Genomic DNA, 23,604 nt, shown 5'->3' with positions numbered 1-23,604 from the left:
GATGACCAAGCGTTCGATCACCAGGCGTTCGACAGCAGACAAGGACAGGCCCGGCCCGTGCACGATCGTCCCCTCTTCGCTCCGGAGAAGCCTCCCGCGTCCGGAACCTGGCGCAGGGTCGTGCGGCTGTTCATGCCGCACCGGCTCGCCATCTGCGTCGTCGTCCTGCTCGTCGTGGCCTACTCCGCGCTGAACGCCGCCGTCCCGTTGCTGACCCAACTGGTCTTCGACCGGGCGCTGTTCGGTGCGGGCGGCCCCGACCTGCCGCTTCTCGCGCTGATCGCCGGCCTGGCGCTGGCCACCGCCTGCGTGGTGGGCGTCGTGGACCTCGGCCAGACGTGGGTGTCGGCCCGCGTCGCGCAGCAGGTGGTGCACGCGCTGCGCGTGGAGCTGTTCGGCCGCCTCCAGCGCATGTCGCTGGCCTTCTTCGCCGCGACACGAGGCGGCGAGATCCAGTCGCGGCTGGCCAACGACACCACTCAGATCGAGCACGCCGTCAAGGACACGCTGCCCAGCACGCTGTCCGGCGTCATCGGATTCGTGGCCGCCGCCGGCGCGATGGTGGCGCTTTCACCCCCGCTCGCGGGCGCCGCCCTGGTTCTCACGCCGATCGTCGTCTGGGTGGCCTCCCGCTCCGGGCGAGCGCTCAAGAACCTGTCGGAGGTGAGCCAGCACTCTCGCGCGCAACTGTCGGCCATCGTGGCTGAGCGGCTGTGCCTGGGCGCCGTCATCCTGGCCAGGGTCCACGGCAGAAGCGCGGACGAGGCCGGCCGGTTCGCCGCGGAAAGCCGGCGGCTGATCCGGCTCGGCGTACGCTCCGGACTGGTGGCCCAGGGGGTGCTGAGCGCGGGACACGTCTTCTTCGTGCTGACCCCCTATCTGGTGTTCGTGGCGGCGGGACTGTCCGACGGGATCACCCCGGGCACGCTGGTCGCCTTCACCGTGCTGCAGGCCAGGCTCTACCAGCCCCTGTGGCAACTCCTGCACATCTCCACCGAGTTCCGCTCCGCCCAGGGAGCCTTCGAGCGGGTCTTCGACTACCTCGACATGGAGCCCGCGCCCGAGCTGGAGCCCGGGCCTGATCCACGGCCGGATCCCGTCCCCGGGCCCGGCGCGCTCGCCGTCCGTGAGGCCACGTTCCGGTACGCCGCAGGGGAGCGGGACCGTCCCGCGTTGGACGGCGTGAGCCTCACCCTCCCGGCCGGATCCACCACGCTGGTCGTCGGCCCGAGCGGCTCGGGCAAGACGACACTCGGCCACCTGCTCGCCGGCCTGCACACGCCCACCGAGGGGTCGGTCCGCATCGACGGGGCGACGATCGGCCGTCCGTCGCCCGGGCGGGTCTGCATCGCCACGCAGGAGCCCTTCCTCTTCCAGGGGTCGATCGCCGACAACCTCCGATACGCCGCCCCCGACGCCACCGCGGACGATCTCGTGCGCGCCTGCCGGCTCACCCACGTCCACGAGCGGATCATGGCACTCCCGGACGGCTACGACTCGCTGGTGGGAGAGCGGGGGGCGCTGCTGTCCGGCGGCGAGCGGCAGCGCATCGCCCTGGCTCGCGCGCTCCTGGCCGGCGCGTCAGTGCTGGTCCTCGACGAGGCCACGTCCGCGCTCGACCCGATGACCGAGCTGGAGGTCGTCGAGGCGATCCTGGCCGAGCGGGCGGGACGGACGACGGTGATGATCACCCACAGGTTCGGCGTGCTCGAGTCCTTCGACACCGTCGTGGCCCTGGACCAGGGCCGGGTGGCGGAACACGGAGATCGCCTCGACCTGCTCGGCGACCGGCACGGGTGGTACGCGCGGATGGTCCGCGCTCAGACCGGCGCCGCATAGCCCCTGTCATCCGCGCTCGGCGCTTCCCGCGTTCGTCAAGCGCGGATCATCGCGGAGGAAGAAGTCGGAACGCTGAGTGTCATAGATGCGCACAGACATCACCATTTGTCCCCGAATGAGAGTAATGTTCGAATTTGGGTTGCCTAGCCCACGGGGGAGGAATCATGGCTAGGTATGTGTCTCAGGTCGGCTTCCAGCAGAACCCATGGTGGCGCCGTCGCCGCTGGTGGGGCGGCGGCTGCGGCCGCCGCTGGTGGGGCGGCGGCTGGGGCGGCGGAGGCGGCTGGTGGTGGTAGACCGACCCCGCCAGAAGCCCTAGTCGCAGAGTCGACGAACACAGCAGATGGGCCTCCGAGCCCTCGAGGGAGAGCCCGGAGGCCTCTGTCATGCCGCTGCCGACGGTGGGCGGCCGAGCGCTCGCGGGGGGCGAGCGCGGGGCCATGACCGCGTCCCGTCGGGACGAGCACCGCGGCGGCGGGTCCGACTACGGGTCTCAGACAGTGCCGCCGCCGCGGCGGTTGTGTGCGTGCGCCGGCGTCAGGTCGCGCTGAACCTGGTCAGCTCGTGCCCTGGGCATCTGGCGCTTCCCCCGAACGCACGCCAAGCACCTTGGTTACGCCTAACCATCTTAGTTCATAGCCGCCTGATCAGCACATAGTGCATCAATCCAGGATGATGACCAACAGGGCCGGCAGGGCCGCGACGGCGAGGGGCGCCGCGATCGCCGCCCGGGCCAGCACCCCGATGGTCAGCGAGGCGATCGCGCGCAGCGGTGGCGTGCGCGCCAGCAGCCGGCGTACCCGTTGGCCGGTGCGACGGCCGGCGGCCGCCACCGCGGGTGTCGGCGTGCTGTGGTCGAGGGCCAGAGTGAGCAGGGCGTCGGCGACCGTCAGCCGGTCGGACACGCGGACGGCGGCGTCGTCGGCGGCCAGTTCGGTCAACCGGTCGATCTCCTGTTCGGCGGTGGCGAACAGGGCGACGAACGGGAACGCACGCCTGAGCCCTCGGGCGACGGCGGTGAACTGGTGGTGGTGGCTGCGAAGGTGTGCCCGTTCGTGGGCGAGCACCGCCGCCAGCCGCCGATCGTCCAGGGCGGCCAGCGCCGACGTGCTCAGCACGATGGGGCCGGCACGGCCGGGCAGGCAGTAGGCGATGGCCGCGTCGTGGTCGATCACCAGGACGCCGAGCCGCTCGTCGCGGTGTGCGACCATGCGCAGCACGGCCAGGTGCCGTCGCCGCTCGCGCCGGTCCCGGACCAGTTCCGCGCCGACGCCGTGGATCAGCCGCGCCATGACCGCCGCGCAGGCCAGCAGGGCGGCCGCGACAGAGGCGATGACGGCCGGCATGCCCGGCGGGATGGCGTAGGCGTCACGCAACATCACCGGGCACGCGTGCAGCCCATGGGCCAGATCGGCCCCCCACGGGCTGGCGGGCAGCACCACCGCCACCCCGGCCGCCATCACCGCGCCGACCACCGCGGCCGTCAGCGACCGCCAGGCCATGATGCCCAGCCGCGGCGCTCGCTCCACCCACGAGACCCGCCGCAGCACCCCCGGCCCCATCCCGGCCAGCACGACCACGTAGACGGCCAGCAGGATCGCGGCGGTCATGGCGGCGGCTCGTCGGCCCGGGCGGCCGCCAGCGCGGCCCGCAGCTCGTCGATCTCGGCCTGGTCCATCCCCTCCACGAAGCGCGCCAGCGCGGCGGCGCGGTCGGGACTGGCCTGCAGGGCGCTGGCCATCAGGCCGGCCACGTAGTCCTCCCGGCCCGCCTTGGCCCAGTAGCGGTAGCCGCGCCCCTGCAGCTCGCGGTCTACCCAGCCCTTGCGGTACAGGATGTCCATCACCGTCTGCACGGTGGTGAAGGCCGGCTCCCGGCCCGGACGCAGCCGGTTCGTCACCTCCCGCACCGGCAGCGGCGCGTCGGCCGCCCACACGACCTCCATGATCGCGGCCTCCAGCTCACCGAACCCGCGCACCATGCCCCCCTCGACTCTCGGCGACACCCCTTCGCGCCCATGCCACGCCTCGCGGTCACCCCCCGGCCCGCGCCGGCACTGCACCTAAGCCCCATAGGCCAATCTATCCCTCCCACCCCGGCGTGCCCGAGTCCCCGCCCCGGCCGATGATGAGGGGTGCAGGTGTCACAGCGGCAGGACCCGGCCGAGGCTCGGCGGGCGAAGATCGATGCGATGCGTGCGGACGACCGTCGCGGCCGGCGAGTCGCGACCGGTGCGCGCCGACAGCCACCGCCTGCGGTCGGCGCCGGACGGCAAGGTGACCCTGGTGGAGTTCCTCGACTTCGAGTGCGAGGCGTGCAGGGCCTGCTTCCCCGTGGTGGAGCACCTGCGCAAGGGGTACGCGGCAAGGTCACGTTCGTGGCCCGCCACTTCCCGATCGCCGGCCACTTCAACGCCGAGCGCGCGGGACGTCGGCAGGTCCTACGGCCGGGTGGCGCGGACGTAGGACAGCAGACCCGGCAGCTCCCCCTCGGACTCCACCTCGAATCCGGCGTCCGGGACCAGTGAGCCGAGCAGGTCACGGAGGTCGTGCCGCATGGCGGGGCCGGACAGCGCGCCGACGAGATGCCGGGCCAGGCGGTTGGCCGGCGGACGGAACTCGGCGACGAGCAGCCGCCCGCCCGGCCGCAGCACCCGGAACATCTGCCGCACCGCTTCGGGCCGCGCCTCGACGGGCATGTGATGCACGGCCAGGCTGGAGACGACCAGGTCGAAGGAGCCGTCCGGGAACGGCGGGTCCTCCCCCACGCCCACGACGTAGGTGCAGTTGGCCGGGGCGCGCCGGGCGGCGTACTCGATCATCGCGGGTGAGGGGTCAAGGCCGGTGACGTGGCCGTCGGCCGTGACGACCGGGGCGAGGACGCGGCTCAGGTAGCCGGTGCCGCAGCCGACGTCCAGGACGCGGTCCCCGGCGCGTGGCCCGGCCGCGGCGGCCAGGCGCGTGAAGGCGGCGCGACGGCCGCCGAGGAACCCGATCGAGGCGAGGACCTCGTAGGCCCGGGGGTGGTCGATCGTCCCGCCCGCGTCGGCGTGCTCCTCATGGTGGTGCAGCAGCTTCCCCAGCCCCATGGCATGACCTCCCGATTCCGAACAACCTGTTCGGTTACGAATGATGCGTTCATACTGTGGGAGGGTCAACGACCAGATCGGCCGTGCTGTGCCGTACCGAACAGGGAGCGCGAAAGTGTCCGGAGACCGGCGGGTGCGGCGCACACGGCGCATGATCCGGGAAGCGCTGGTGGCGCTGATCCTGGAGAAGGGCTACGAGGCGGTGACCGTCACCGACCTCATCGCCCGCGCCGACGTGGGCCGGTCCACCTTCTACGCCCATTTCACCGACAAGCAGGACGTGCTGCTCAGCAACCTGGACGAGCTCGCGTTCCTGCGTCCCGCGCCCGCCGGCGGGCCGGGCAGGCTGTTCGCGTTCAGCCTGCCGATGCTGGAGCACGTGCGCGAGCAGGAGCGGCTGGTGCGGGCGCTGCTGGGGCGGCGCGGCGGCGGTCCGGTGCACGCGCACGGGGAGCGACTGATCGCCGATCTCGTCAGGGACGAGCTCCTCGCCGCGGGCGCGCGGGCGTCGGCCGCGCTCGACCTGCTGGTGGTGTGCGTGGTGGGCGCGTTCATGGGGCTGCTGCGGGCGTGGGTGGACGGCGAGACCACCGCCTCGCCCGCCGAGCTGGACGCCGCCTTCCGCGCGGCCGTCGAGCCCGGGGTGCGCGCCGTGCTGCCTCGGCCGTGACCGCTCGGTCGTGGTCGGTCGTGCCGGGGAACGGACCGGCTCACGCCCTCCGGATCGTGACGCACAGCAGGGGGCGAGGAGGACGGCGAGCGGCCCGCGCTGCGGGCAGCCAGGCAATCACGACGCGGATCCGTCCCGCTCGTCGAGCGCCTCCCGAAGGGCCGCGGCCACCTCAGGAGAGACCGTCCCGACGAACCGCCGCACCGCCGCCTCGAGATCGCCCGCCGCGTCCAGGGCGGCCCGCATGGCCTCCGCGACGATCACGTCCTTGTCCACGGCGGCCTCGTACAGGTGCGCCCGCCCCACCCTCTTCCTGGAGACCATGCCCTTGCGGGTGAGCCGCACCAGGACGGTCAGCACCGTGGTCGTGGCCGGCTGAGACGGCAGGCCCGCCGCGAGGTGATGGGCGAACATCCCCTCGGGATGCTCCCAGAGGGCTTCCATGGTCGCCCGCTCCAGGTTGCCCAGCCGCACTGCCGGCCCTCCATCGCACCGTCGCGTCACCCACGCCCAACGTTACAGCTCCGGGGGCCCGCACCGAGATGACGATCCAGGATTCCCTGAATTCAGGACTTCATGTATCGTGAGGTCGCATGCTGACGATCGCCTCCGAGGTCGAGGTCCTCGCCCGGTTCGGCCGGGCGCTGGCCGACCCGATCCGGTGCCGGATCCTGCTCGCGTTGCGCGAGGCCCCCGCCCACCCCGCCGACCTCGCCGAATCGCTCGGAATCTCCCGCACCCGGCTGTCCAACCACCTGGCCTGCCTGCGCGACTGCGGCCTGGTGGTCGCCGTTCCGGTCGGCCGCCGCACCCGCTACGAGCTCGCCGACCCCCGCCTCGGGCACGCGCTGGACGACCTGCGCTCCGCGGTGGTCGCCGTCGCCGCCGACGCCACCTGTCCCGACGCCGCCGGCAAGGGGTGCTGCTGATGGACGCCATCACCCTCGGCCCCGGCCCCTCCCGGCGCGCCGCCCTCAAGCGCCGCATCCGGCTCCTGGTGGCCGCCACGATCACCTACAACGTGGTCGAGGCCGTGGTGGCCCTCACCGCCGGAAGCGTCGCCTCCTCCGCCGCGCTGATCGGCTTCGGGCTCGACTCCGTGGTCGAGGTCGCCTCTGCCGCCGCGGTGGCCTGGCAGTTCTCCGCCGCCGACCACGAGCGCCGTGAACGGACCGCCCTGCGCGTCATCGCGATCTCGTTCTTCGCGCTGGCCGCCTACGTCACCTTCGACGCCGTACGCGCCCTGCTCGGCGTCGGCGAGGCCGAGCACTCCACCCCCGGCCTGGTCCTGGCCGCCCTGAGCCTGGCGGTCATGCCGTTCCTGTCGTACGCGCAACGCCGCGCCGGGCGCGAGCTCGGCTCCGCCTCCGCGGTGGCCGACTCCAAGCAGACCCTGCTGTGCACCTACCTGTCAGCGGTGCTGCTGGCGGGCCTGGCGCTCAACAGCCTGTTCGGCTGGTCGTGGGCCGACCCGATCGCCGCCCTGGTCATCGCCGCCGTGGCGGTCAAGGAGGGCCGCGAGGCCTGGCGCGGCGACGCCTGCTGCGCCGTGCCCACCGCCGGCGCCGACCACGCCTCCACAGACAGCACCTGCTGTACGGGTCCCGAAGAGGCGCGCTGATCGGCCGTGCCGGTTCGCGTTCCGACCAGAGATATGTACGCTCGTACGTATGCTGTCGGACTCTGATGACCGCTCCATGCGCGAGCGGATGCTGGCCGGTGACCTGTACATCGCCGACGATCCTGAGCTGGCCGAGCACATGCTGCGGGCGGCGGACCTGATGGAGGCGTTCAACGCGACGCCGGCTCGCGATCCGCACGAGCGGCGCCGGCTGCTCACCGAGTTGCTCGGCGCGGTCGGCGAGGGCACGGAGATCCGGCCTCCGCTGAGGGTGGACTACGGCAGCCACATCCGCATCGGTGCCCGGTCCTTCGCCAACTTCGGTCTCGTCGCGTTGGACGTGGCGCCGATCACCATCGGCGACGACGTGCAGATCGGGTCCAACGTGCAGCTCATGACGCCGACACACCCGGTCGACCCGGAGCTGCGCCGGGCGAAGTGGGAGGCCGCGAAGCCGATCACCATCGGCGGCAACGTATGGCTGGGCAGCGGAGCGATCGTCCTGGCCGGGATCACGATCGGGGAGAACACCGTCGTCGGCGCCGGCGCGGTGGTCACCCGGGATCTCCCCGCGAACGTCGTCGCGGTGGGCAACCCCGCCCGCGTGATCCGCACGATCGAGCCGGGCCCGGCATGAGCGGCCCCACCGCGCCGCGGCCGCCCGTACCCCGGCGGCCTCGCCGGCACGACCCCGGGCGACGGGAGCGGCTGATCGACGCCGCGCTCACGGTCATCGCCGAACGCGGCGTCGCCGGGACGACGCACCGGGAGATCGCCCGCGCCGCGGACGTGCCGCTGGGCTCGATGACCTACCACTTCGCGTCCCTGGACGAGGTGCTCGCCGAGGCGTTCACCCGGCACGCCGACTCGGTGGCCCGCGTCTTCGAGAAGCGGCTGCGTGCCGCCCGGGACCGGGAGGCCGCCGTCGATGCTGTCATCACGCTGGTGGCCGACGACCTGCTCGGCTCTAGGCACGACCTCGTCCTGAGCGTGGAGCTGTACGTGGCCGCAGCGCGCAACCCGGCCCTGAGGACCGTCACCCAGGCCTGGATGGCGCGCAGCCGCCAGGCGCTGGAGCTCCACTTCGACGCCACCACCGCCCGGGAGCTCGACGCGCTCATCGAAGGGCTCGTGCTGCACAGCGCGTTGTCGACCGACCCGATGACGCCCGAGCAGATCCGGCACGCCGTCCACCGGTTCCTGCGCTGACCCGTCGCCTCAGCCGGGCTGGTGCGAAGACGTCGACCTCGAACTCACGGGTGCGTCCGGGACGGACGTCGCCCTGGGGCGGTGCCTGCGGGCGACTGCCGCCGCGCCGGTGCCGCCGGCGACGAACAGCGCGGCCAGCGCGAGCCAGCCCACGGTTCCGTGTTCGATGGCGGTGGAGGTGACGAGCACCGGTGAGAGCATGGCGGCGATCGCGTAGCCGGTCTGGCTGAGGCCCTGGTAGGCGCCCGCGTTGCGCTGGTCGGCCAGTTCGAAGGCCATGCCCCAGCCGCCCGCCTCCCCCAGGATCTCGCCGAAGGCGTGGGCGAGCCCCGCCAGGAGAAGCAGCACGCAGGCGACGATCACGCTTCCGTGGCCCGCCAGCGCGTACAGCCCGCACGCGAGCGCCAGCAGCCACGACGCTCGCCGGACGGCGATCCCGGCGCGGCGCACGTCGTGGACGCCACGCGAGACCCGCACCTGGAGCACGGCCACGACCACGGTGTTGAGGACGAGCAGCACGGACACGATGGCGGTGGGGGCGCTGGTGGAGGCGACCCAGAGCGGGACGCCGACCGTCAGCAGGCCGAACTGCACGGCCACGACGGCGTTGCACGCCACGCTCGCCAGATACGTGCGGTCCTTGAGGGGTGACGACCCTCCGGCGGGGCTGTCGGCCGCCCGGCCCTCCGCCGAGGCGACCATCCGGGCCGGCAGCTCCGGCACCCGGGAGCCGAGCCGTGCCAGCGGCACCGCGGCCGCCAGCAGCAGGACCCCGGAGGTGATCATCGCGTACCGGTACGCCACGGCGGTGCCCGTGAGGAGCGCCGCGGCGGCGGCCAGGGTGCCCAGACCGATGAAGACGTTGGTGACCACGCGCATCCGCGCCCGGACCGTCACCCGTTCCGGGCCGGTGTACCACCGTGCCAGCATCGCCTGCTTCGACGTGCCGCTCGCCGAGCGCATCACCGCGGCCAGGCAGGCGACCAGGGTGAACACGACGACGTCCGAAGCGAGCGGGTAGGCGAGCATCGCCAGGCCGTTGAGGGCCGTCGCCGCCGGCAGGACGCGATGCGCGCCCACCCGGTCGGCCAGCCACCCTGACGCGTACGAGGCCAGCACACCGGCGCCGCCCGCGATGCCCAGCCCCAGGCCCACCTTCGTCGCGCCGAGTCCGACGACCAGCGTGAAGTACAGCGTGCTGACGGTGTAGAAGACGCCGCTGGACAGCGCGAACGCCATCGTGCTGAGAGTCAGCGAGCGGCCGACACGGTCCTCGGGGAAGAAGGTTCGGATCACGCCCCGTTTCTCCCGCACCCGGGCACCGCACACCAATGATGTAGCGTATGGCTACATGGTCGCTGTCCGGAGCGGTGGGGTCATCGCGTACGAGCTCGCCGGGATGGACGTCGCCGACGTGCGTTTCGCCGTCTCACCGATCAACGAGCTCACCCTGTCGCTGCGCACGTTCCGGGACCCCGGCCGCTATCCCGTGCACCTGCCCTGGCTGCGGCGCACGGAGCACGTCCGGTCCGGGCTCGACCTGCCCGTGCTGCACGCCCTCACGAACGACGCGCTGTGGTCGCCCGACTATCTGACACCCCGGCCGCACGCTCCCCTCACCCGCATCGACGACGAACTCGCCGCCGTCGCGCGCGTCCCCCTGGAACGCATGCTCGCCGACCTGCGCGCCCTCCATCCCGGGCGGCTGCCCGCACCGTTGCGGGGCGACCCGGCGACCGTTCGCACGCGCATCACGGAGGCGCTGCGGACGTACTGGCGCACCTGCTTCGCGCCGTGGTGGCCGCGGATGCGGACGGTCCTGCAGGCCGACATCATCCACCGCGGACAGGTCATCTCCGCGCACGGCCTGGCGGCGATGTTCGCCGACCTCCACGAGCGGCTCCACCTGGACGGGGGCGTCGTACACGTCCGCCTGGTCAGCAACGCCGGCTATCGCCGGTCCACCGGCGGGGAGGGGCTCACGCTGGTGCCGACGCTCTTCGGCAGGGGCGTGACCGCCCCGATCTCACCGGACGAGCCACCTCTGATCATGTACGGCACACGCGGCGCCGGAACGCTCTGGCAGGCGGAGCCCCGCCGTTCCCCCGCGGCGCTCACCGAGCTGCTCGGCGCGACGCGCGCGGGCCTGCTCACGGCGCTGGAGACGCCGGCGTCGTCGACGGAGCTCGCCGGCCGCCTCGGCGTCACCGCCTCGGCCGTCAACCAGCACCTGCGGGCTCTGCGCGACGTCGGCCTGCTCACCAGCGCACGCCACGGCCGCTCGGTCCTGTATCTGCGTTCGGAGCTCGGCGACGCCCTCATCATGGGCGGGGCGGGTCGAGGCTAGGAAATGCGCTTCACGTACGTGGAAATGAACTCCCAGAGGACATTGCGGTCCGAACGCAGGCTCGCGGTTCTGTCATGCCAGATGCCCGTGAAGCCACGCTGAACGTCGAACGCGACGGTCTTCGGCTGGAGACCGAGCTCGACGATCTTGTTGGGGAACGGGCCGAACAGCCCGGGTTTTCCCGCCAGATCCGCTTCGTCCCAGCGCGGACCCAGGAGGGGGCCGAGGGCTTGCCTGGTCTCCTGCCTGGTGGCAGCCAGGAGCGGTCGGTCGTTGATGACCGACATCTCCCCCTTGTAGAGGACGTTGTAGGCCAGTTGGACGAACTCATCGAGGCTGGTCTTCGCCCAAAGCCTGCCGACCGCCGTACGCCGCGAGTCCGATCCGCCGGAGCTGCTGTCCTTGCCGGCGGTCGTCCTCATCGAACGGCCCTTGGCCATGTCGAACGGGCGGCCGAACTGGCCCACCCGTTTCTGCAGGAAGAAGGGATTCCTTCCGTCCTCGACGAACTTGGCGAGCGCGAAGGCGGAGACCGCGGGAGCGGTGATCAGGAGAATCCCCGCGGCCCACTTGACGTCATGCCACCGCTTGGCCGGACTCTGCTTCCAGGCTCTGCCCGTCAGGCTCGCATAGCGGGGGACGGGCCAGGTTCGGGAGGCGAGTGCCGCGCCGGTGCTGAGGACGGCCATGCCGAACCCCAGCTCGGCGGCGTGCTTCACGTTCCAGCCGGCGCCGCCGGCCCATCCCGCGGTCGCCAGCACGGTCGTGCTCACCGCCCCGCCGACCAGGATCCGGGAGAACGCCCGCTCCCAGGTGGCCGACTCCATGGCCTCGGCCAGGCCGGTGAGCGCGGGTCCGCCGCGGCGGAGAAGCACGGGCAGCGCGGCGTGCGCACCGGCCATCAGACCGCCGGCGAGCGCTCCGTGACCCAGATCCCGGACCAGCCGCGCCGCATCGATGTCACCTGTGGCGAACAACTGATCGATCGCGCTCAGTCCGCCGGAGAACATCGCCCCCAGCGCGGCCTGCCGGATGATCAGCAGGATGATCCGCAGGGCCAGGCCCTCCACCCGGAGAAGCCTTCTCACCACGACGTCGAGGAGCGGGCCGAGCCGGGGGGCCAGCAGCTTGGCGAGGAGCATCAGGGTCAGCACGAACCCGGCGGACGCCACGAATCGCCACCTGGCCTTGACGATCGCGTCATGGGCGACCTGGCCGCAGTGGGCGAGATGCCCGCACCGCCGCCGTAGGTCCGCCAGATGCCCCTTGTCGCCGTGCACCGTCCGCGCGGCCTGTCCGAACGCGACCGTGGCCGGCCCGAACCCGGCCCCGGTCACCCGCCCGGTCTGTCCGGCGACCTGCTCCCGGACGTCGCCGACCACGCGTCCCAGCGCCGTCGCGGCCTCGCGCAGCCGCCTCACACCGTCGAGATCGGCATCCGGCCACGCGGAGCCGCATCCCACCGTCTCGAGGAACCAGATCGCCTGGCTCACGAAGTCAGGTGGCGGCGTGGTCGTCGGCAGGCCGCTCGGACCCGGCTCCGGCTTGTACTCCTCCGGATCCGTCAGCCATGTCGGGCGCGATCCCACGTACGGGATCCCGGCGCTCGCCGCCCCGGCTTCGGCGTACGTGTCCCCGGCGACGACCAATCCGGCCGCCATCCGGCGTAACAGGTTCACCGCCACGACCAGATCCGCCAGCAGGTCGTCACGCAGCCGGGCGAACCCGGGCAGGCCGGCCTCGGGATGGCCCTCCAACAGCGCCCGGCCCAGATCATCCTGACCGAACGGCCGCTCATTCATCGCCCGGCAGAACGCATCCGCGCCCCGGGCCAGGTCGTCAGCGGCCTCCCGGACGCCTTTCCCCGCGCTGACCCAGGTCTCCGGGGTGAACAGCGCCGCCCCTGCAGGCGACAGATCGTTCGCGGCGATGTCTCCTCAACCCCATGATTCCCAGCCGACGCTCCGGCGACTCTAACGGATCACCCACCGCCGCGCAGTCGGGCGTGGGCGCCGGTGGGGCAATCCGAGCAGGCGGAGAGGACTACTAGGGTTGGTCAGGGCTGCTGATGACGTCCGGCCTGTGACTGTCCGCGTTCCTTCGGGTGCGGTCCGGTGAACGCCGGGACCACGGAACGCGGGTTCTGAACTGGGAGAACAGCAAACATGACGGTAGAGGCTTCGCTGGTCGACGCGGCGGCCGTGGAGGCGGCGGCGCAGCGTCTGACCGGCGTGGTGACGACGACGCCGTTGGAGCGCAATCCACGGCTGTCCGACCTGCGAGGCGCGCACGTATGGCTCAAGCGCGAGGACATGCAGACCGTGCGCTCCTACAAGGTCCGCGGCGCCTACAACCTGATCGCGCAGCTCGACGACGCCGCACGCGCGGCGGGCGTGGTGGCCGCCAGCGCGGGCAACCACGCCCAGGGCGTCGCCTACGCCTGTGCGTCGCTGGGCGTCCACGGCCGCGTCTTCCTGCCGCGCACCACACCCCGGCAGAAGCGGGACCGGATCGCGGCGCTGGGCGGCTCGGCGATCGAGATCGTGCTGGGCGGCGACACCTATGACGAGGCGTCCGCCGCCGCGGCCGCGGACGTGGCCCGCACGGGCGCGACCTTGGTCCCGGCCTTCGACGACCCACGGACCATCGCCGGGCAGGGCACGGTCATCCACGAGGCCGTGACCCAGCTCGGCCATGCCCCGGACGTGGTGGTCGTCCCCGTCGGCGGGGGCGGTCTGCTGGCCGGCACGCTGGCGTGGCTGGGCAAGCACCACCCGCGGACCCGGGTCATCGGCGTGGAGCCGGCCGGGGCCGCGTGCATGGCGGCGGCCCTGCTCGCCGGCCGCCCGGTCACCTTGCCGGAGATCGACACCTTCGTCGACGGCGCCGCCGTGCGCAGAGCCGGCGACGTGACCGTGCCGATCGTGGCCGCCGCGGAGGTGGAGATGGTCGCCGTGCCCGAAGGCCGGGTGTGCAGCGAGATGCTGGCGCTCTACCAGTCCGACGGGATCATCGCCGAACCGGCCGGGGCGCTGGCGACGGCCTTCCTCGGCTGTCCCGAGGCGGCCGGCATCCCGGCCGGTGCGAGCGTGGTGTGCGTGCTGTCCGGGGGCAACAACGACGTCAGCCGGTACGCCGAGGTCGTCGAACGCTCCCTCGTCCACGAGGAGCGCAAGCACTACTTCCTCGTGGAGTTCCCCCAGGAGCCCGGCGCGCTGCGTCGCTTCCTCGACGAGGTCCTCGGCCCCAACGACGACATCACCCTGTTCGAGTACATCAAGCGCAGCAACCGCGAGACCGGCCCCGCGCTGGTCGGCATCGAGCTGGCCAGCCCCGCCGACCTGCCCGGCCTGCTGGCCCGCATGGACCAGGCGCCGCCGCGGATCGAGCGCATCGAGAGCGGGAGCCCGCTGTTCCGGTTCCTTCTCTGATCCTCTTACGGCCGCTGATTCTCCGGTGGGAGCAGCCGGAGGTCATTGACGGGAACCGGAGGGGAAGATACATTCCGGTAGATTTCACGGTTGTCCAAGGGAAATCCGGTGAGATGCCGGTGCGGACGCGCCACTGTATCCGGGACGTGGATCCCGGGAGCCAGGTCGCTTGGGCTTGCGTGACCTCGTTGGTTGGGACGCGTCATCCCTGAGGAGGCTTGTATGAGTGGTCTGTCCACTCCTTCGGCAATCCCGTTCCCCCGTCTGCGGTTGTGGCTGCCGGCCGTGCCGGTGCTGCTGCTGATCGCCTACCTGGTGCTGATGGACAATGGGGCCATCTCCCAGACCGGTGCCTACCTGCACGAACTCATGCACGACGGGCGCCACCTGCTCGGCGTGCCCTGCCACTAGGCGGCGGCGTGGTACGCACCCTGCTGGTCAGGGGCCTGCTTGTGGGCCTGCTGGCCGGATTGATCGCGGGCGGCTTCGCCTTCGCCTTCGGGGAGCCGCGGGTGGACAGCGCGATCGCGCTGGAAGAGGCCCATGCCGCACAAGAGGCGCCTGGTCATGATCACGGCGAGGAGGAACTGGTCGGCCGGCCCGGGCAGAAGGCCGGGCTCTTCCTGGCCACCGGCCTGTACGGGGTGGCGGCGGGAGGAGTCTTCGCCCTCGTGTACGCGGGCCTGCGCGGCCGGGTCGGCCCTCGATCGCCGGGCGGGCTGGCCCTCGCCGCCGCCGGGACGGCGTTCGCGGCGGTGATCCTGGTGCCGTTCGTGAAGTATCCGGCCAACCCGCCGGCCGTCGGGGATCCCGACACGATCAACAGCCGCACCGTGCTCTACGTGGTGATGATCCTCGTCGGGCTGGCCGCGACGGCGATCGCGGTGGCGACCGCGCGCCGGGTGACGGCCGGGCCTTGGGCGCGGTGGGTCGCGGCGGTGGCGGCGTTCCTGGTTCCGGTGATCGCGGCTTGGGCGCTGCTGCCGACCGTCGACGAGGTGCCCGCCGGCTTCCCCGCCACGCTGTTGTGGCAGTTCAGGCTCGCGTCGCTGGGCACGCAGCTCGTCTTCTGGACGGCCTTCGGCGTGCTGTTCGGCTGGGTGAGCGACCGGGCGGCGCGTCAGGCGGCGGCCGTTCCGGCGACCGCCGCCGCGCCGAGCTGACCCGAGCCGAGCTGAGGTGGGCGGGGTGCTGTTCGTCCGGCACGCCAGTACGCCTGGGATGCGGGCCGCCCGCTTTCCCCTGGCCGAGGAGGATGCCGATGCGGCGAGCCTGACCAGGGCCGCCGCCCTGGCCCCGGTGGTGGCCGGGCCGGTGGCGTGGTCGGCTCCCGGCGCCGCCGCGCGCCGGACCGCCGCCGCCATCGGCGGGGAGGCGCGGGTGGTCCCGGCACTCGCGGAGGCGGATCACGGCCGGTGGCGCGGCTTGCCGTACGAGCGGGTCGCGCGGGAGGAGCCGGACGCGCTGGCGCGCTGGCTGGCCGACCCGCACGCCGCCCCCCATGGCGGTGAGAGCCTGGCCGCGCACGCCGAGCGGGTCGCCGGCTGGCTCGAGTCGGTGCGCGCGGAGCCCGGCGTCGTCGTCTGCGACGCGGGGACCATCCGGGCGGCGCTCGGCCATGCGCTGGGGCTGGATCCGCTGCGTGCCGCCCGGTTCGATCTCGCGCCGTTGTCCGTCACCGAGCTGTCCGCCGTGCGGGGCGGGTGGCGGGTCACCCATGTCAACAGGGTCGCCCCTGTCAACAGGAAGGTCCTGTCTTGATCGTCACGTATCCGTTCAGCGCGGTCGTCGGGCTCGATGACCTGAAGCTGGCGCTGGTGCTCAACGCGGTCTCCCCGCGGGTGGGCGGCGTGCTCGTCCGCGGTGAGAAGGGCACCGCCAAGTCGACCATCGTGCGCGCGCTGGCCGCCCAGCTGCCCGCGGTCGCCGTGGTGCCCGGATGCCGGTTCTCCTGCGATCCGGCGGCGCCCGACGCCGGGTGCCCGGACGGGCCGCACGAGCCCGGGGCCCAGGGGACGCAGCGCCCGGCCGCGCTGGTGGAGCTGCCGGTCGGAGCCTCGGAGGACCGGCTGGTCGGCTCGCTCGACGTGGAGCGGGCGCTGACGGAGGGAGTGAAGGCGTTCGAGCCGGGCCTGCTGGCCGCCGCCCATCGCGGCGTCCTCTACGTGGACGAGGTGAACCTGCTGCACGACCATCTCGTCGACCTGCTGCTCGACGCTGCGGCGCTCGGCACCTGCTACGTGGAACGGGAGTCGGTGTCGGTACGCCATGCCGCCCGGTTCCTGCTGGTCGGGACCATGAACCCGGAAGAGGGCGAGCTGCGGCCGCAGTTGCTGGACCGGTTCGGGCTGACGGTCGAGGTCAAGGCGTCCAGGGATCCGGCGGAGCGGGCCGAGGTGGTGCGCAGACGGCTGGCCTTCGACGCGGAGGCCGAGGCGTTCGCGGTGCGGTGGGCGGCCGAGGAGGCGGCGCTGGCCCGCCGGATCGCCCGGGCCAGGGCCCTGGTGCCGGACGTGCGGCTGCCCGACGCGCGGCTGCGGCAGATCGCGACGGTGTGCGCGGCGTTCGAGGTGGACGGCCTGCGGGCCGACCTGGTCACGGCGAACACGGCCATCGCCCATGCCGCCTGGCAGGGCAGGGACGTGGTGACCACCGAGGACGTGCGCGCCGCGGCCCGGCTGTCGCTGCCGCACCGGCGGCGGCGCGATCCGTTCGACGCGCCGGGACTGGACGAGGACCTGCTCGACGACCTGCTGGCGCGGACGTCGGAGGACGAGGATCCGGATGACCCCGGCGGCGGAGGTCCCGAGGCCTCCGGACCCGGAGGTCCGGGGGGCTCGCCGGCATCGGCGGGGGACGGCTCTCCGTCGGCCCCGGAGGAGCCGGCGGACGGCTCCCGGCGCGCCGGACGAGGGACGGAGGGCCCGGGACCGGGCGATCACGCGGCGGACACCGGCCGCCCACCCGGTGACTCGGCGCCGGTCACCGAGGACGCAGGGGCGCGACCGGCCGGCGAAGGTCCCGCACCGCGATCGGACGCCGAGGCGCAGGAGGACGGCGAGGCACGAGAGGACGGCGAGGCGCGGGAGGCGGCCGGGCGGGTGGTGGCCGGGGTCGCGGCGCCGTACCGGGTGCCCTTGATGGAGGTGCCCGGGACGGGCGAGGGCGCGGCGGGGCGGCGGTCCCGTTCGCGTACCCCGCACGGCCGGGCCACCGGCTCGCGCCGCCCCACGGGACGCGTGCGCGACCTCCACGTCACGGCGACCGTGCTGGCCGCCGCGCCGCACCAGGTGCGGCGCGGGCGTACCGGTCCCGGCCTGGTGCTGCGCGAGGACGACCTGCGCGAGGTGGTGCGCGAGGGCAGAGAGGGCAACCTCGTGCTGTTCGTGGTGGACGCGAGCGGCTCGATGGCGGCGCGCAAGCGGATGACCGCGGTCAAGACGGCGGTGCTCAGCCTGCTGCTCGACGCCTACCAGCGGCGCGACAAGGTCGGCATGGTCACCTTCCGCGGCGTGGGCGCGGAGGTCGCGCTGCCTCCTACCTCGTCGGTCGAGGCGGGTGCGGCGCGGTTGCGTTCGCTGCCGACCGGCGGGCGCACGCCGCTGGCGGCCGGGCTGGTGCGGGCCGCGCGGGTGCTGCGCGTGGAGCGGCTGCGGGACCCGGCGCGGCGTCCGCTGCTGGTGCTGGTGACGGATGGGCGGGCCACGTCGGGAGGCGACGTGGATCGGGCGGCCGCGCTGCTGGAGGGGACGGCGGTGGTGGTCGTGGACTGTGAGAGCGGCCCGGTACGGCTCGGCCTGGCGGTCCGGCTGGCGGCCCGGTTGCGGGCTCGGCTCGTTCCGCTCGACTCCCTGGCCGACCTCGGTTCGGTCGTCCGTGACCACAGGAAGGCGGTCTGACCATGCCGCAGGGAAAGCCCGCCGTCGTGCCGGACGACGGCCTCACCACCCGGCAGCGGCGTAACCGGCCGCTGCTGATCGTCCACACCGGCCCGGGGAAGGGCAAGTCGACGGCCGCGTTCGGGATGGCGTTGCGGGCCTGGAACCAGGGCTGGCCGGTCGGGGTGTTCCAGTTCGTGAAGTCGGCCAAGTGGCGCATCGGCGAGGAGCGGGCGCTGAAGGTGCTCGGGGAGTCGGGCGAGGGCGGTTCGGTGGCCTGGCACAAGATGGGCGAGGGCTGGTCGTGGACGCGGCGGCCGGGCACCGAGGAGGACCACGCCGCTGATGCCCGTGAGGGGTGGGAACAGATCAAGCGGGATCTGGCGGCCGGGACGTACCGGTTCTACGTGCTGGACGAGTTCACGTACCCGCTGAAGTGGGGCTGGCTGGAGCTGGACGACGTGCTGGACGCGCTCGCCGGGCGGCCCGGCGACCAGCACGTGGTGATCACCGGGAGGGACGCGCCCGAGCGGCTGATCGAGGCGGCTGATCTGGTGACGGAGATGGGCAAGATCCGCCACCCCATGGACACCGGCCAGAAGGGGCAGAAGGGCATCGAGTGGTAGTCCCCCGGCTCGTCGGCGCCGCGGTCCCCCGGCTGGTCGTCGCCGCACCGTCGTCGGGCAGCGGCAAGACGACGGTGGCCACGGGGCTGATGGCGGCGCTGCGGGCACGCGGGCTGAGGGTCTCGCCGCACAAGGTGGGGCCGGACTACATCGACCCGGGCTACCACGCGCTGGCCACCGGGCGCCCTGGCCGCAACCTGGATCCGTGGCTGGTCGGCGAGGGCCGCGTGCCGCCGCTGTTCCTGCACGGGGCGGCGGGATGCGACGTCGCGGTGGTCGAGGGCGTGATGGGGCTGTTCGACGGCAGGGGGGACACGGACTTCGCCTCGACCGCCCATGTCGCCCGGCTGCTGGACGCGCCGGTCGTGCTCGTGGTGGACGCGGCCCGGCAGAGCAGGTCGGTGGCGGCGGTGGTGCACGGGTTCGCCACGTTCGACGCGCGCGTGCGGGTGGGCGGGGTGGTGCTGAACCGGGTGGGCTCCGACCGGCACGAGGAGCTGTGCCGGTCCGCGCTGGCCTCGGCCGGGGTCCCGGTGCTGGGGGCGCTCCGCCGGGACGACGCCGTCGCGACGCCGTCCCGGCATCTGGGGCTGGTGCCCGCCGCCGAACGGCAGGCTGAGGCGGTGGCCTCGGTGGACCGGCTGGCCGCGCTGGTGGCCGGCTCGTGTGACCTGGACGCGTTGCTGCGGCTGGCGGCATCGGCCCCGCGGCTCGACTCCTCTGCCTGGGAGCCGCGGCACGTGGCGCGGAAGGACCGGCCGGTGGTGGCGGTGGCGGGCGGGGCGGCGTTCACGTTCGGCTACGCCGAGCACGTGGAGCTGCTGCGGGCGGCCGGTGCGGACGTCGCGGTGTTCGACCCGCTGCGCGACGAGAGGCTGCCGGACGGGACCGCCGCGCTCGTGATCGGCGGCGGCTTCCCCGAGGTGTACGCGGCCGAGCTGGCCGCCAACGAGCCGCTGCGCGAGCAGGTGGCGGCCTTCCGCGGCCCGATCGCGGCCGAGTGCGCCGGGCTGCTCTATCTGTGCGAGGAGCTGGACGGGCACCGGATGGCCGGGCGGGTGCCGGGCCGGGCGCGCATGACGGAGAAGCTGACGCTCGGCTACCGGGACGCGGTCGCGCTCGGACGCTCGCCGCTGACCGAGCGGGGCGAGCGGTTCCGTGGGCACGAGTTCCACCGCACCGCCGTCGAGTACGCGGGCGAGCCGCTGTTCCGCTGGGAGGGCGGCGCCGACGGGTTCGGCGACGCCCTGGTGACCGCGTCCTACCTGCATCTGCACTGGGCTGGCAGCCCGATGGCGGCTCAGCGGCTGGTGTCGTCCTCCAGGTCGCCCTCGGTCTTGAGGTAGACCTCACGCAGGCCGCGCAGGATCTCCGGGTCGGGGTGCTCCCACATGCCCCGCTCGGCGGCCTCCAGCAGGCGTTCGGCGATGCCGTGCAGCGCCCAGGGGTTGGACTTCGCCATGAACGCCTGGTTCTCCGCGTCGAGCACGTAGGTCTCGGTGAGCTTGTCGTACATCCAGTCGGCGACCACGCCGGTGGTGGCGTCGTAGCCGAACAGGTAGTCGACGGTGGCGGCCAGCTCGAAGGCGCCCTTGTAGCCGTGGCGGCGCATCGCGGCCAGCCAGCGCGGGTTGACGACGCGGGCGCGGAAGATCCGCGAGGTCTCCTCCGACAGGGTGCGGGTGCGGACGGCGTCGGGGCGCGTGCTGTCGCCGACGTACGCGGCGGGAGCGCGGCCGGTCAGCGCACGGACGGTGGCGACCATGCCGCCGTGGTACTGGAAGTAGTCGTCGGAGTCGGCGATGTCGTGCTCGCGCGTGTCGACGTTCTTGGCCGCGACGGCGATCCTGCGGTAGGCGTCCTCCATCTGCGGGCGGGCCTCCACGCCGTCGAGGCCGCGGCCGTAGGCGAAGCCGCCCCACACCGCGTACACCTCGGCCAGGTCGGCGTCGTCGCGCCAGTTGCGGCTGTCGATGAGCGGCAGCAGCCCGGCTCCGTAGGCGCCCGGCGCCGACCCGAAGATGCGCATGGTGGCCCGGCGGTCGTCGCCTCCGGTCGCGGCGACGTGGGCGCGCACGTAGTTGTCCTCGTCCGGCTCGTCCAGGGCGGCGGCCAGCCGTACGGCGTCGTCGAGCATGGCCACCACGTGCGGGAACGCGTCGCGGAAGAAGCCGCTGATGCGGACCGTCACGTCGATCCTGGGCCGGCCCAGCTCGGCGGGCGGGATCGGCTCCAGCGAGGTGACCCGGCGCGAGGCCTCGTCCCATTCGGGGCGGATGCCGAGCAGGGCCAGCACCTCGGCGACGTCGTCGCCCGCCGTGCGCATGGCGCTGGTGCCCCAGACCGACAGTCCCACCGAACGCGGCCACTCGCCGGTGTCCGTCCGATAGCGCTCCAGCAGCGACTCGGCCATGGCCTGGCCGGTCTCCCACGCCAGCCTGCTGGGGACCGCCCGGGGGTCGACGGAGTAGAAGTTGCGGCCGGTCGGCAGCACGTTGACCAGCCCCCGTAACGGCGAGCCGCTCGGCCCGGCCGGGACGTAGCCGCCGTCCAGGGCGTGCAGGACGTGGTCCAGCTCGTCGGTGGTACGGGCCAGGCGCGGCACCATCTCGGTGGCGGCGAAGGCGAGCACCCGCGTCACGAGGTCGCGCCGCTCGGCGGGCAGCCCGCGCGTGACCTCCGCCGCGGCGTCCGCCGCCCAGCCGCGTTCCTCCATGGCCTCCACCAGCGCCCGGGCGGTCTCCTCGGCGCGGTCCACGCTGCCGAGCGTCGCGGTGCCGTCCTCGCTGAGGCCGAGCGCCTCGCGCAGGCCGGGCAGCGTCTCGCGGCCGGACCACATCTGGCGGGCGCGCAGCATCGCGAGGACCAGGTCCACGCGCGCCCGGCCCGTCGGCGGCTGCCCGAGCACGTGCAGGCCGTCGCGGATCTGCGCGTCCTTGACCTCGCACAGCCAGCCGTCCACGTGCAGGATGAAGTCGTCGAACTCGCTGTCGTGCGGCCGGTCGGCGAGGCCGAGGTCGTGGTCGAGCCGGGCGGCCTGGATCAAAGTCCAGATCTGCGCCCGGACGGCGGGCAGCTTGGCCGGGTCCATGGCCGCGATCGTGGCGTGCTCGTCCAGGAGCTGTTCCAGGCGGGCGATGTCGCCGTAGGTCTCCGCGCGCGCCATCGGCGGCACCAGGTGGTCCACCAGCACGGCGTGCGCCCGCCGCTTGGCCTGCGTGCCCTCGCCCGGGTCGTTGACCAGGAACGGGTAGACCAGCGGAAGCTCTCCGACGGCAGCGTCGGTGCCGCAGGAGGCGGACATGCCGGCCGACTTGCCCGGCAGCCACTCCAGGTTGCCGTGCTTGCCCACGTGCACCATGGCGTGCGCGCTGAACTCGGCCGACAGCCAGCGGTAGGCGGCCAGGTAGTGGTGGCTGGGCGGCAGGTCGGGGTCGTGGTAGACGGCGATCGGGTTCTCGCCGAAGCCGCGCGGCGGCTGCACCATCACCACCAGGTTCCCGGCCCGCAGGGCCGCCAGGACGATGTCGCCCTCGTGTACGAACAGCTCGCCCGGCGGCGGCCCCCAGTGCCGCTCCATCTGCGTCCGCAGGTCCTCGGGCAGGGTCCGGTACCAGCGCTCGTAGGACGCCGCGGAGATGCGTACCGGATTGCCCGCCAGCTGCTCCTCGGTCAGCCAGTCCGGGTCCTGGCCGCCGGCCGCGATGAGGGCGTGGATGAGCGCGTCGCCGTCCTGCTCGGCCACGCCGGGGAAACCCTCGCCCAGGTCGTAGCCCGCCTCGGCCAGCCGGGCCAGCAGGCGGACCGTGCTGGCCGGGGTGTCCAGGCCGACCGCGTTGCCCACCCGGGAGTGCTTGGTCGGGTACGCCGACAGCATCACGACGAGCCGCCGCTCGGCGGGCGGGGTGTGCCGGAGCAGCCCGTGCCGCACCGCGATGCCCGCCACCCGGGCGGCCCGCTCGGGGTCGGCGACGTAGACGGTCAGGCCGTCGGGGTCGATCTCCTTGAACGAGAACGGCACCGTGATGATCCGCCCGTCGAACTCCGGGATCGCCACCTGCGACGCGGCGTCCAGCGGCGACAGGCCGTCGTCGTTCTCCTCCCACGCCCGCCTGCTGGTGGTCAGGCAGAGGCCCTGGAGGATCGGAACGTCGAGCGCGGCCAGCGCGCCCACGTCCCACGCCTCGTCGTCACCGCCCGCGCTCGCCGTGGCGGGGCGCGAGCCGCCCGCCGCCAGCACGGTCACCACCAGCGCGTCGGCGCCGCGCAGCGTGTCGAGCAGCTCGGGCTCGGCGGTGCGCAGGGAGGAGCAGAAGACCGGCAGCGCCCGTCCGCCCGCCTCCTCGACGGCCGCGCAGAGCGTCTCCACGAACGCGGTGTTGCCCGCCAGGTGATGCGCGCGGTAGTAGAGCACACCGATCACGGGCCCCTGCCCGGGCCGCGCGTCGCGTTCCAGCGGCCCCCAGGAGGGCGTGGGCTCCGGCGGCGCGAATCCGCGCCCGGTCAGCAGCACGGTGTCCGACAGGAACGCGTGCAGCTCGGCCAGGTTGGACGGCCCGCCGTGGGCCAGGTAGGCGTGGGCCTCGGCGCAGACGCCGCCGCTGACCGTGGACAGCTCCATCAGCTCGGCGTCCGGCGCCTGCTCGCCGCCCAGCACCACCACCGGACGAGGGCCGGCCAGCAGCGCGTCCAGGCCCTCCTCCCAGGCGCGCCGGCCGCCGAGCAGGCGTACCACGACCAGATCGACGCCCTCCAGCACGGCGGGAAGGTCCTCGGCCGCCAGCCGGGCCGGGTTGCGCGAGCGGTAGGCGGCGCCGCTCGCGCGGGCGCTCAGCAGGTCGGTGTCGGAGGTCGAAAGCAGCAGGACGGTACGGCTGTCGCCAGGCACGACGCAA

23 protein-coding genes are annotated in these 23,604 nt (G+C 73.4%); 16 read left to right on the top strand and 7 right to left on the bottom strand.

Annotated elements, in window-relative coordinates; translation table 11 throughout:
- Nucleotides 1-57: 57 nt before the first annotated feature.
- Together HTZ77_RS25250 and HTZ77_RS47620 are read left to right on the top strand one after the other, a co-directional pair.
- The gene (locus HTZ77_RS25250; protein WP_175592134.1) at nt 58-1,839 is read left to right on the top strand and encodes an ABC transporter ATP-binding protein; all 1,782 of its coding nucleotides are present in this window, start codon (nt 58-60) and stop codon (nt 1,837-1,839) included.
- A gap of 164 nt (nt 1,840-2,003) precedes the next feature.
- Nucleotides 2,004-2,135: a hypothetical protein gene (locus HTZ77_RS47620; RefSeq protein ID WP_268960100.1), complete on the top strand. Its 132-nt coding sequence runs from the start codon at nt 2,004-2,006 to the stop codon at nt 2,133-2,135.
- A 366-nt stretch (nt 2,136-2,501) separates the two neighbouring features.
- Here the strand turns inward: HTZ77_RS47620 and HTZ77_RS25245 are convergent, their stop codons facing one another.
- On the bottom strand, nt 2,502-3,449 hold the full coding sequence (locus HTZ77_RS25245; RefSeq protein ID WP_175592133.1) for a M56 family metallopeptidase: 948 nt from the start codon (nt 3,447-3,449) through the stop codon (nt 2,502-2,504).
- Nucleotides 3,446-3,820 (bottom strand): BlaI/MecI/CopY family transcriptional regulator, encoded by a 375-nt coding sequence (locus HTZ77_RS25240; protein WP_205303381.1) that lies wholly within the window; start codon nt 3,818-3,820, stop codon nt 3,446-3,448. Before HTZ77_RS25240 ends, HTZ77_RS25245 begins: the two co-directional genes overlap by 4 nt.
- 214 nt (nt 3,821-4,034) lie before the next feature.
- Between HTZ77_RS25240 and HTZ77_RS25235 the strand changes: the two genes are divergently transcribed.
- Nucleotides 4,035-4,304 carry a thioredoxin domain-containing protein gene (locus HTZ77_RS25235; RefSeq protein WP_205303379.1) on the top strand — a complete coding sequence of 90 codons (270 nt, stop codon included), beginning with the start codon at nt 4,035-4,037 and terminating at the stop codon, nt 4,302-4,304.
- On the opposite strand, the gene HTZ77_RS25230 is transcribed toward HTZ77_RS25235, so the two are convergent.
- Nucleotides 4,280-4,927: a class I SAM-dependent methyltransferase gene (locus HTZ77_RS25230; protein WP_175592132.1), complete on the bottom strand. Its 648-nt coding sequence runs from the start codon at nt 4,925-4,927 to the stop codon at nt 4,280-4,282. The two genes, HTZ77_RS25235 and HTZ77_RS25230, sit on opposite strands and share 25 nt — an antisense overlap.
- A gap of 115 nt (nt 4,928-5,042) precedes the next feature.
- On the opposite strand from HTZ77_RS25230, the gene HTZ77_RS25225 reads away from it, so the two are divergent.
- Nucleotides 5,043-5,597 (top strand): TetR/AcrR family transcriptional regulator, encoded by a 555-nt coding sequence (locus tag HTZ77_RS25225; RefSeq protein WP_205303377.1) that lies wholly within the window; start codon nt 5,043-5,045, stop codon nt 5,595-5,597.
- Nucleotides 5,598-5,714: 117 nt separating this feature from the next.
- Here HTZ77_RS25225 and HTZ77_RS25220 read toward each other — a convergent pair whose 3' ends face one another.
- Nucleotides 5,715-6,071, bottom strand: a complete 357-nt coding sequence (locus HTZ77_RS25220) for a BlaI/MecI/CopY family transcriptional regulator (RefSeq protein ID WP_175592130.1) — start codon at nt 6,069-6,071, stop codon at nt 5,715-5,717.
- A 119-nt stretch (nt 6,072-6,190) separates the two neighbouring features.
- On the opposite strand from HTZ77_RS25220, the gene HTZ77_RS25215 reads away from it, so the two are divergent.
- The 4 genes from HTZ77_RS25215 to HTZ77_RS25200 are packed head-to-tail and all read left to right on the top strand — an operon-like array spanning nt 6,191 to nt 8,427.
- Nucleotides 6,191-6,526 carry an ArsR/SmtB family transcription factor gene (locus HTZ77_RS25215; RefSeq protein ID WP_175592129.1) on the top strand — a complete coding sequence of 112 codons (336 nt, stop codon included), beginning with the start codon at nt 6,191-6,193 and terminating at the stop codon, nt 6,524-6,526.
- Entirely contained in the window at nt 6,526-7,218 is a 693-nt protein-coding gene (locus HTZ77_RS25210; RefSeq protein ID WP_175592128.1) for a cation transporter, read from the top strand. The genes HTZ77_RS25215 and HTZ77_RS25210 overlap by 1 nt, the downstream gene beginning before the upstream one ends.
- A gap of 49 nt (nt 7,219-7,267) precedes the next feature.
- The gene (locus HTZ77_RS25205) at nt 7,268-7,855 is read left to right on the top strand and encodes a sugar O-acetyltransferase (protein ID WP_175592127.1); all 588 of its coding nucleotides are present in this window, start codon (nt 7,268-7,270) and stop codon (nt 7,853-7,855) included.
- Entirely contained in the window at nt 7,852-8,427 is a 576-nt protein-coding gene (locus HTZ77_RS25200; RefSeq protein ID WP_175592126.1) for a TetR/AcrR family transcriptional regulator, read from the top strand. Before HTZ77_RS25205 ends, HTZ77_RS25200 begins: the two co-directional genes overlap by 4 nt.
- A 9-nt stretch (nt 8,428-8,436) precedes the next feature.
- Here the strand turns inward: HTZ77_RS25200 and HTZ77_RS25195 are convergent, their stop codons facing one another.
- Nucleotides 8,437-9,723, bottom strand: coding sequence for an MFS transporter (locus tag HTZ77_RS25195; RefSeq protein WP_205303375.1), 1,287 nt, complete (start codon nt 9,721-9,723; stop codon nt 8,437-8,439).
- A 55-nt stretch (nt 9,724-9,778) separates the two neighbouring features.
- Between HTZ77_RS25195 and HTZ77_RS25190 the strand changes: the two genes are divergently transcribed.
- On the top strand, nt 9,779-10,774 hold the full coding sequence (locus tag HTZ77_RS25190) for an ArsR/SmtB family transcription factor (RefSeq protein WP_175592125.1): 996 nt from the start codon (nt 9,779-9,781) through the stop codon (nt 10,772-10,774).
- On the opposite strand, the gene HTZ77_RS25185 is transcribed toward HTZ77_RS25190, so the two are convergent.
- Nucleotides 10,771-12,576, bottom strand: a complete 1,806-nt coding sequence (locus HTZ77_RS25185) for a sugar transferase (RefSeq protein WP_175592124.1) — start codon at nt 12,574-12,576, stop codon at nt 10,771-10,773. The two genes, HTZ77_RS25190 and HTZ77_RS25185, sit on opposite strands and share 4 nt — an antisense overlap.
- Before the next feature lie 363 nt (nt 12,577-12,939).
- On the opposite strand from HTZ77_RS25185, the gene ilvA reads away from it, so the two are divergent.
- The 7 genes from ilvA (at nt 12,940) to HTZ77_RS25150 (ending at nt 20,055) form a co-directional block, all read left to right on the top strand.
- Nucleotides 12,940-14,205 (top strand): threonine ammonia-lyase IlvA, encoded by a 1,266-nt coding sequence (gene ilvA, locus HTZ77_RS25180; RefSeq protein ID WP_175592123.1) that lies wholly within the window; start codon nt 12,940-12,942, stop codon nt 14,203-14,205.
- Between the two features lie 222 nt (nt 14,206-14,427).
- Nucleotides 14,428-14,616, top strand: a complete 189-nt coding sequence (locus tag HTZ77_RS25175) for a CbtB domain-containing protein (RefSeq protein ID WP_175592122.1) — start codon at nt 14,428-14,430, stop codon at nt 14,614-14,616.
- An 8-nt stretch (nt 14,617-14,624) separates the two neighbouring features.
- Nucleotides 14,625-15,368, top strand: coding sequence for a CbtA family protein (locus HTZ77_RS25170; RefSeq protein ID WP_175592121.1), 744 nt, complete (start codon nt 14,625-14,627; stop codon nt 15,366-15,368).
- Nucleotides 15,369-15,393: 25 nt separating this feature from the next.
- Nucleotides 15,394-15,966 carry a histidine phosphatase family protein gene (locus HTZ77_RS25165; protein WP_175592120.1) on the top strand — a complete coding sequence of 191 codons (573 nt, stop codon included), beginning with the start codon at nt 15,394-15,396 and terminating at the stop codon, nt 15,964-15,966.
- Nucleotides 15,963-18,104, top strand: a complete 2,142-nt coding sequence (locus HTZ77_RS25160; protein WP_175592119.1) for a VWA domain-containing protein — start codon at nt 15,963-15,965, stop codon at nt 18,102-18,104. Before HTZ77_RS25165 ends, HTZ77_RS25160 begins: the two co-directional genes overlap by 4 nt.
- A gap of 2 nt (nt 18,105-18,106) precedes the next feature.
- Nucleotides 18,107-18,709 (top strand): cob(I)yrinic acid a,c-diamide adenosyltransferase, encoded by a 603-nt coding sequence (gene cobO, locus HTZ77_RS25155; RefSeq protein ID WP_175592118.1) that lies wholly within the window; start codon nt 18,107-18,109, stop codon nt 18,707-18,709.
- Between the two features lie 32 nt (nt 18,710-18,741).
- The gene (locus tag HTZ77_RS25150) at nt 18,742-20,055 is read left to right on the top strand and encodes a cobyrinate a,c-diamide synthase (RefSeq protein ID WP_175592210.1); all 1,314 of its coding nucleotides are present in this window, start codon (nt 18,742-18,744) and stop codon (nt 20,053-20,055) included.
- On the opposite strand, the gene cobN is transcribed toward HTZ77_RS25150, so the two are convergent.
- A complete protein-coding gene (gene cobN / locus HTZ77_RS25145; protein ID WP_328808751.1) occupies nt 20,010-23,597 on the bottom strand; it encodes a cobaltochelatase subunit CobN in 3,588 nt (1,195 codons plus the stop codon). The two genes, HTZ77_RS25150 and cobN, sit on opposite strands and share 46 nt — an antisense overlap.
- Nucleotides 23,598-23,604: the final 7 nt, after the last annotated feature.

The sequence above is a fragment of the Nonomuraea montanisoli genome (assembly GCF_013363975.1).
GTDB classification, from domain to species: domain Bacteria; phylum Actinomycetota; class Actinomycetes; order Streptosporangiales; family Streptosporangiaceae; genus Nonomuraea; species Nonomuraea montanisoli.
The sequence above is the reverse complement of the archived record's forward strand: the minus strand, read 5'-3'. Positions and strand labels throughout refer to the sequence as shown.

Bases quoted from the DNA above. Each gene is read 5' to 3' on its own strand.
- HTZ77_RS47620 (WP_268960100.1), top strand. From the start codon at position 2,004: ATGGCTAGGTATGTGTCTCAGGTCGGCTTCCAGCAGAACCCATGGTGG.
- HTZ77_RS25245 (WP_175592133.1), bottom strand. From the start codon at position 3,449: ATGACCGCCGCGATCCTGCTGGCCGTCTACGTGGTCGTGCTGGCCGGG.
- HTZ77_RS25240 (WP_205303381.1), bottom strand. From the start codon at position 3,820: ATGGTGCGCGGGTTCGGTGAGCTGGAGGCCGCGATCATGGAGGTCGTG.
- HTZ77_RS25230 (WP_175592132.1), bottom strand. From the start codon at position 4,927: ATGGGGCTGGGGAAGCTGCTGCACCACCATGAGGAGCACGCCGACGCG.
- HTZ77_RS25215 (WP_175592129.1), top strand. From the start codon at position 6,191: ATGCTGACGATCGCCTCCGAGGTCGAGGTCCTCGCCCGGTTCGGCCGG.
- HTZ77_RS25210 (WP_175592128.1), top strand. From the start codon at position 6,526: ATGGACGCCATCACCCTCGGCCCCGGCCCCTCCCGGCGCGCCGCCCTC.
- HTZ77_RS25205 (WP_175592127.1), top strand. From the start codon at position 7,268: ATGCTGTCGGACTCTGATGACCGCTCCATGCGCGAGCGGATGCTGGCC.
- HTZ77_RS25200 (WP_175592126.1), top strand. From the start codon at position 7,852: ATGAGCGGCCCCACCGCGCCGCGGCCGCCCGTACCCCGGCGGCCTCGC.
- HTZ77_RS25190 (WP_175592125.1), top strand. From the start codon at position 9,779: ATGGTCGCTGTCCGGAGCGGTGGGGTCATCGCGTACGAGCTCGCCGGG.
- HTZ77_RS25185 (WP_175592124.1), bottom strand. From the start codon at position 12,576: ATGAATGAGCGGCCGTTCGGTCAGGATGATCTGGGCCGGGCGCTGTTG.
- ilvA (WP_175592123.1), top strand. From the start codon at position 12,940: ATGACGGTAGAGGCTTCGCTGGTCGACGCGGCGGCCGTGGAGGCGGCG.
- HTZ77_RS25175 (WP_175592122.1), top strand. From the start codon at position 14,428: ATGAGTGGTCTGTCCACTCCTTCGGCAATCCCGTTCCCCCGTCTGCGG.
- cobO (WP_175592118.1), top strand. From the start codon at position 18,107: ATGCCGCAGGGAAAGCCCGCCGTCGTGCCGGACGACGGCCTCACCACC.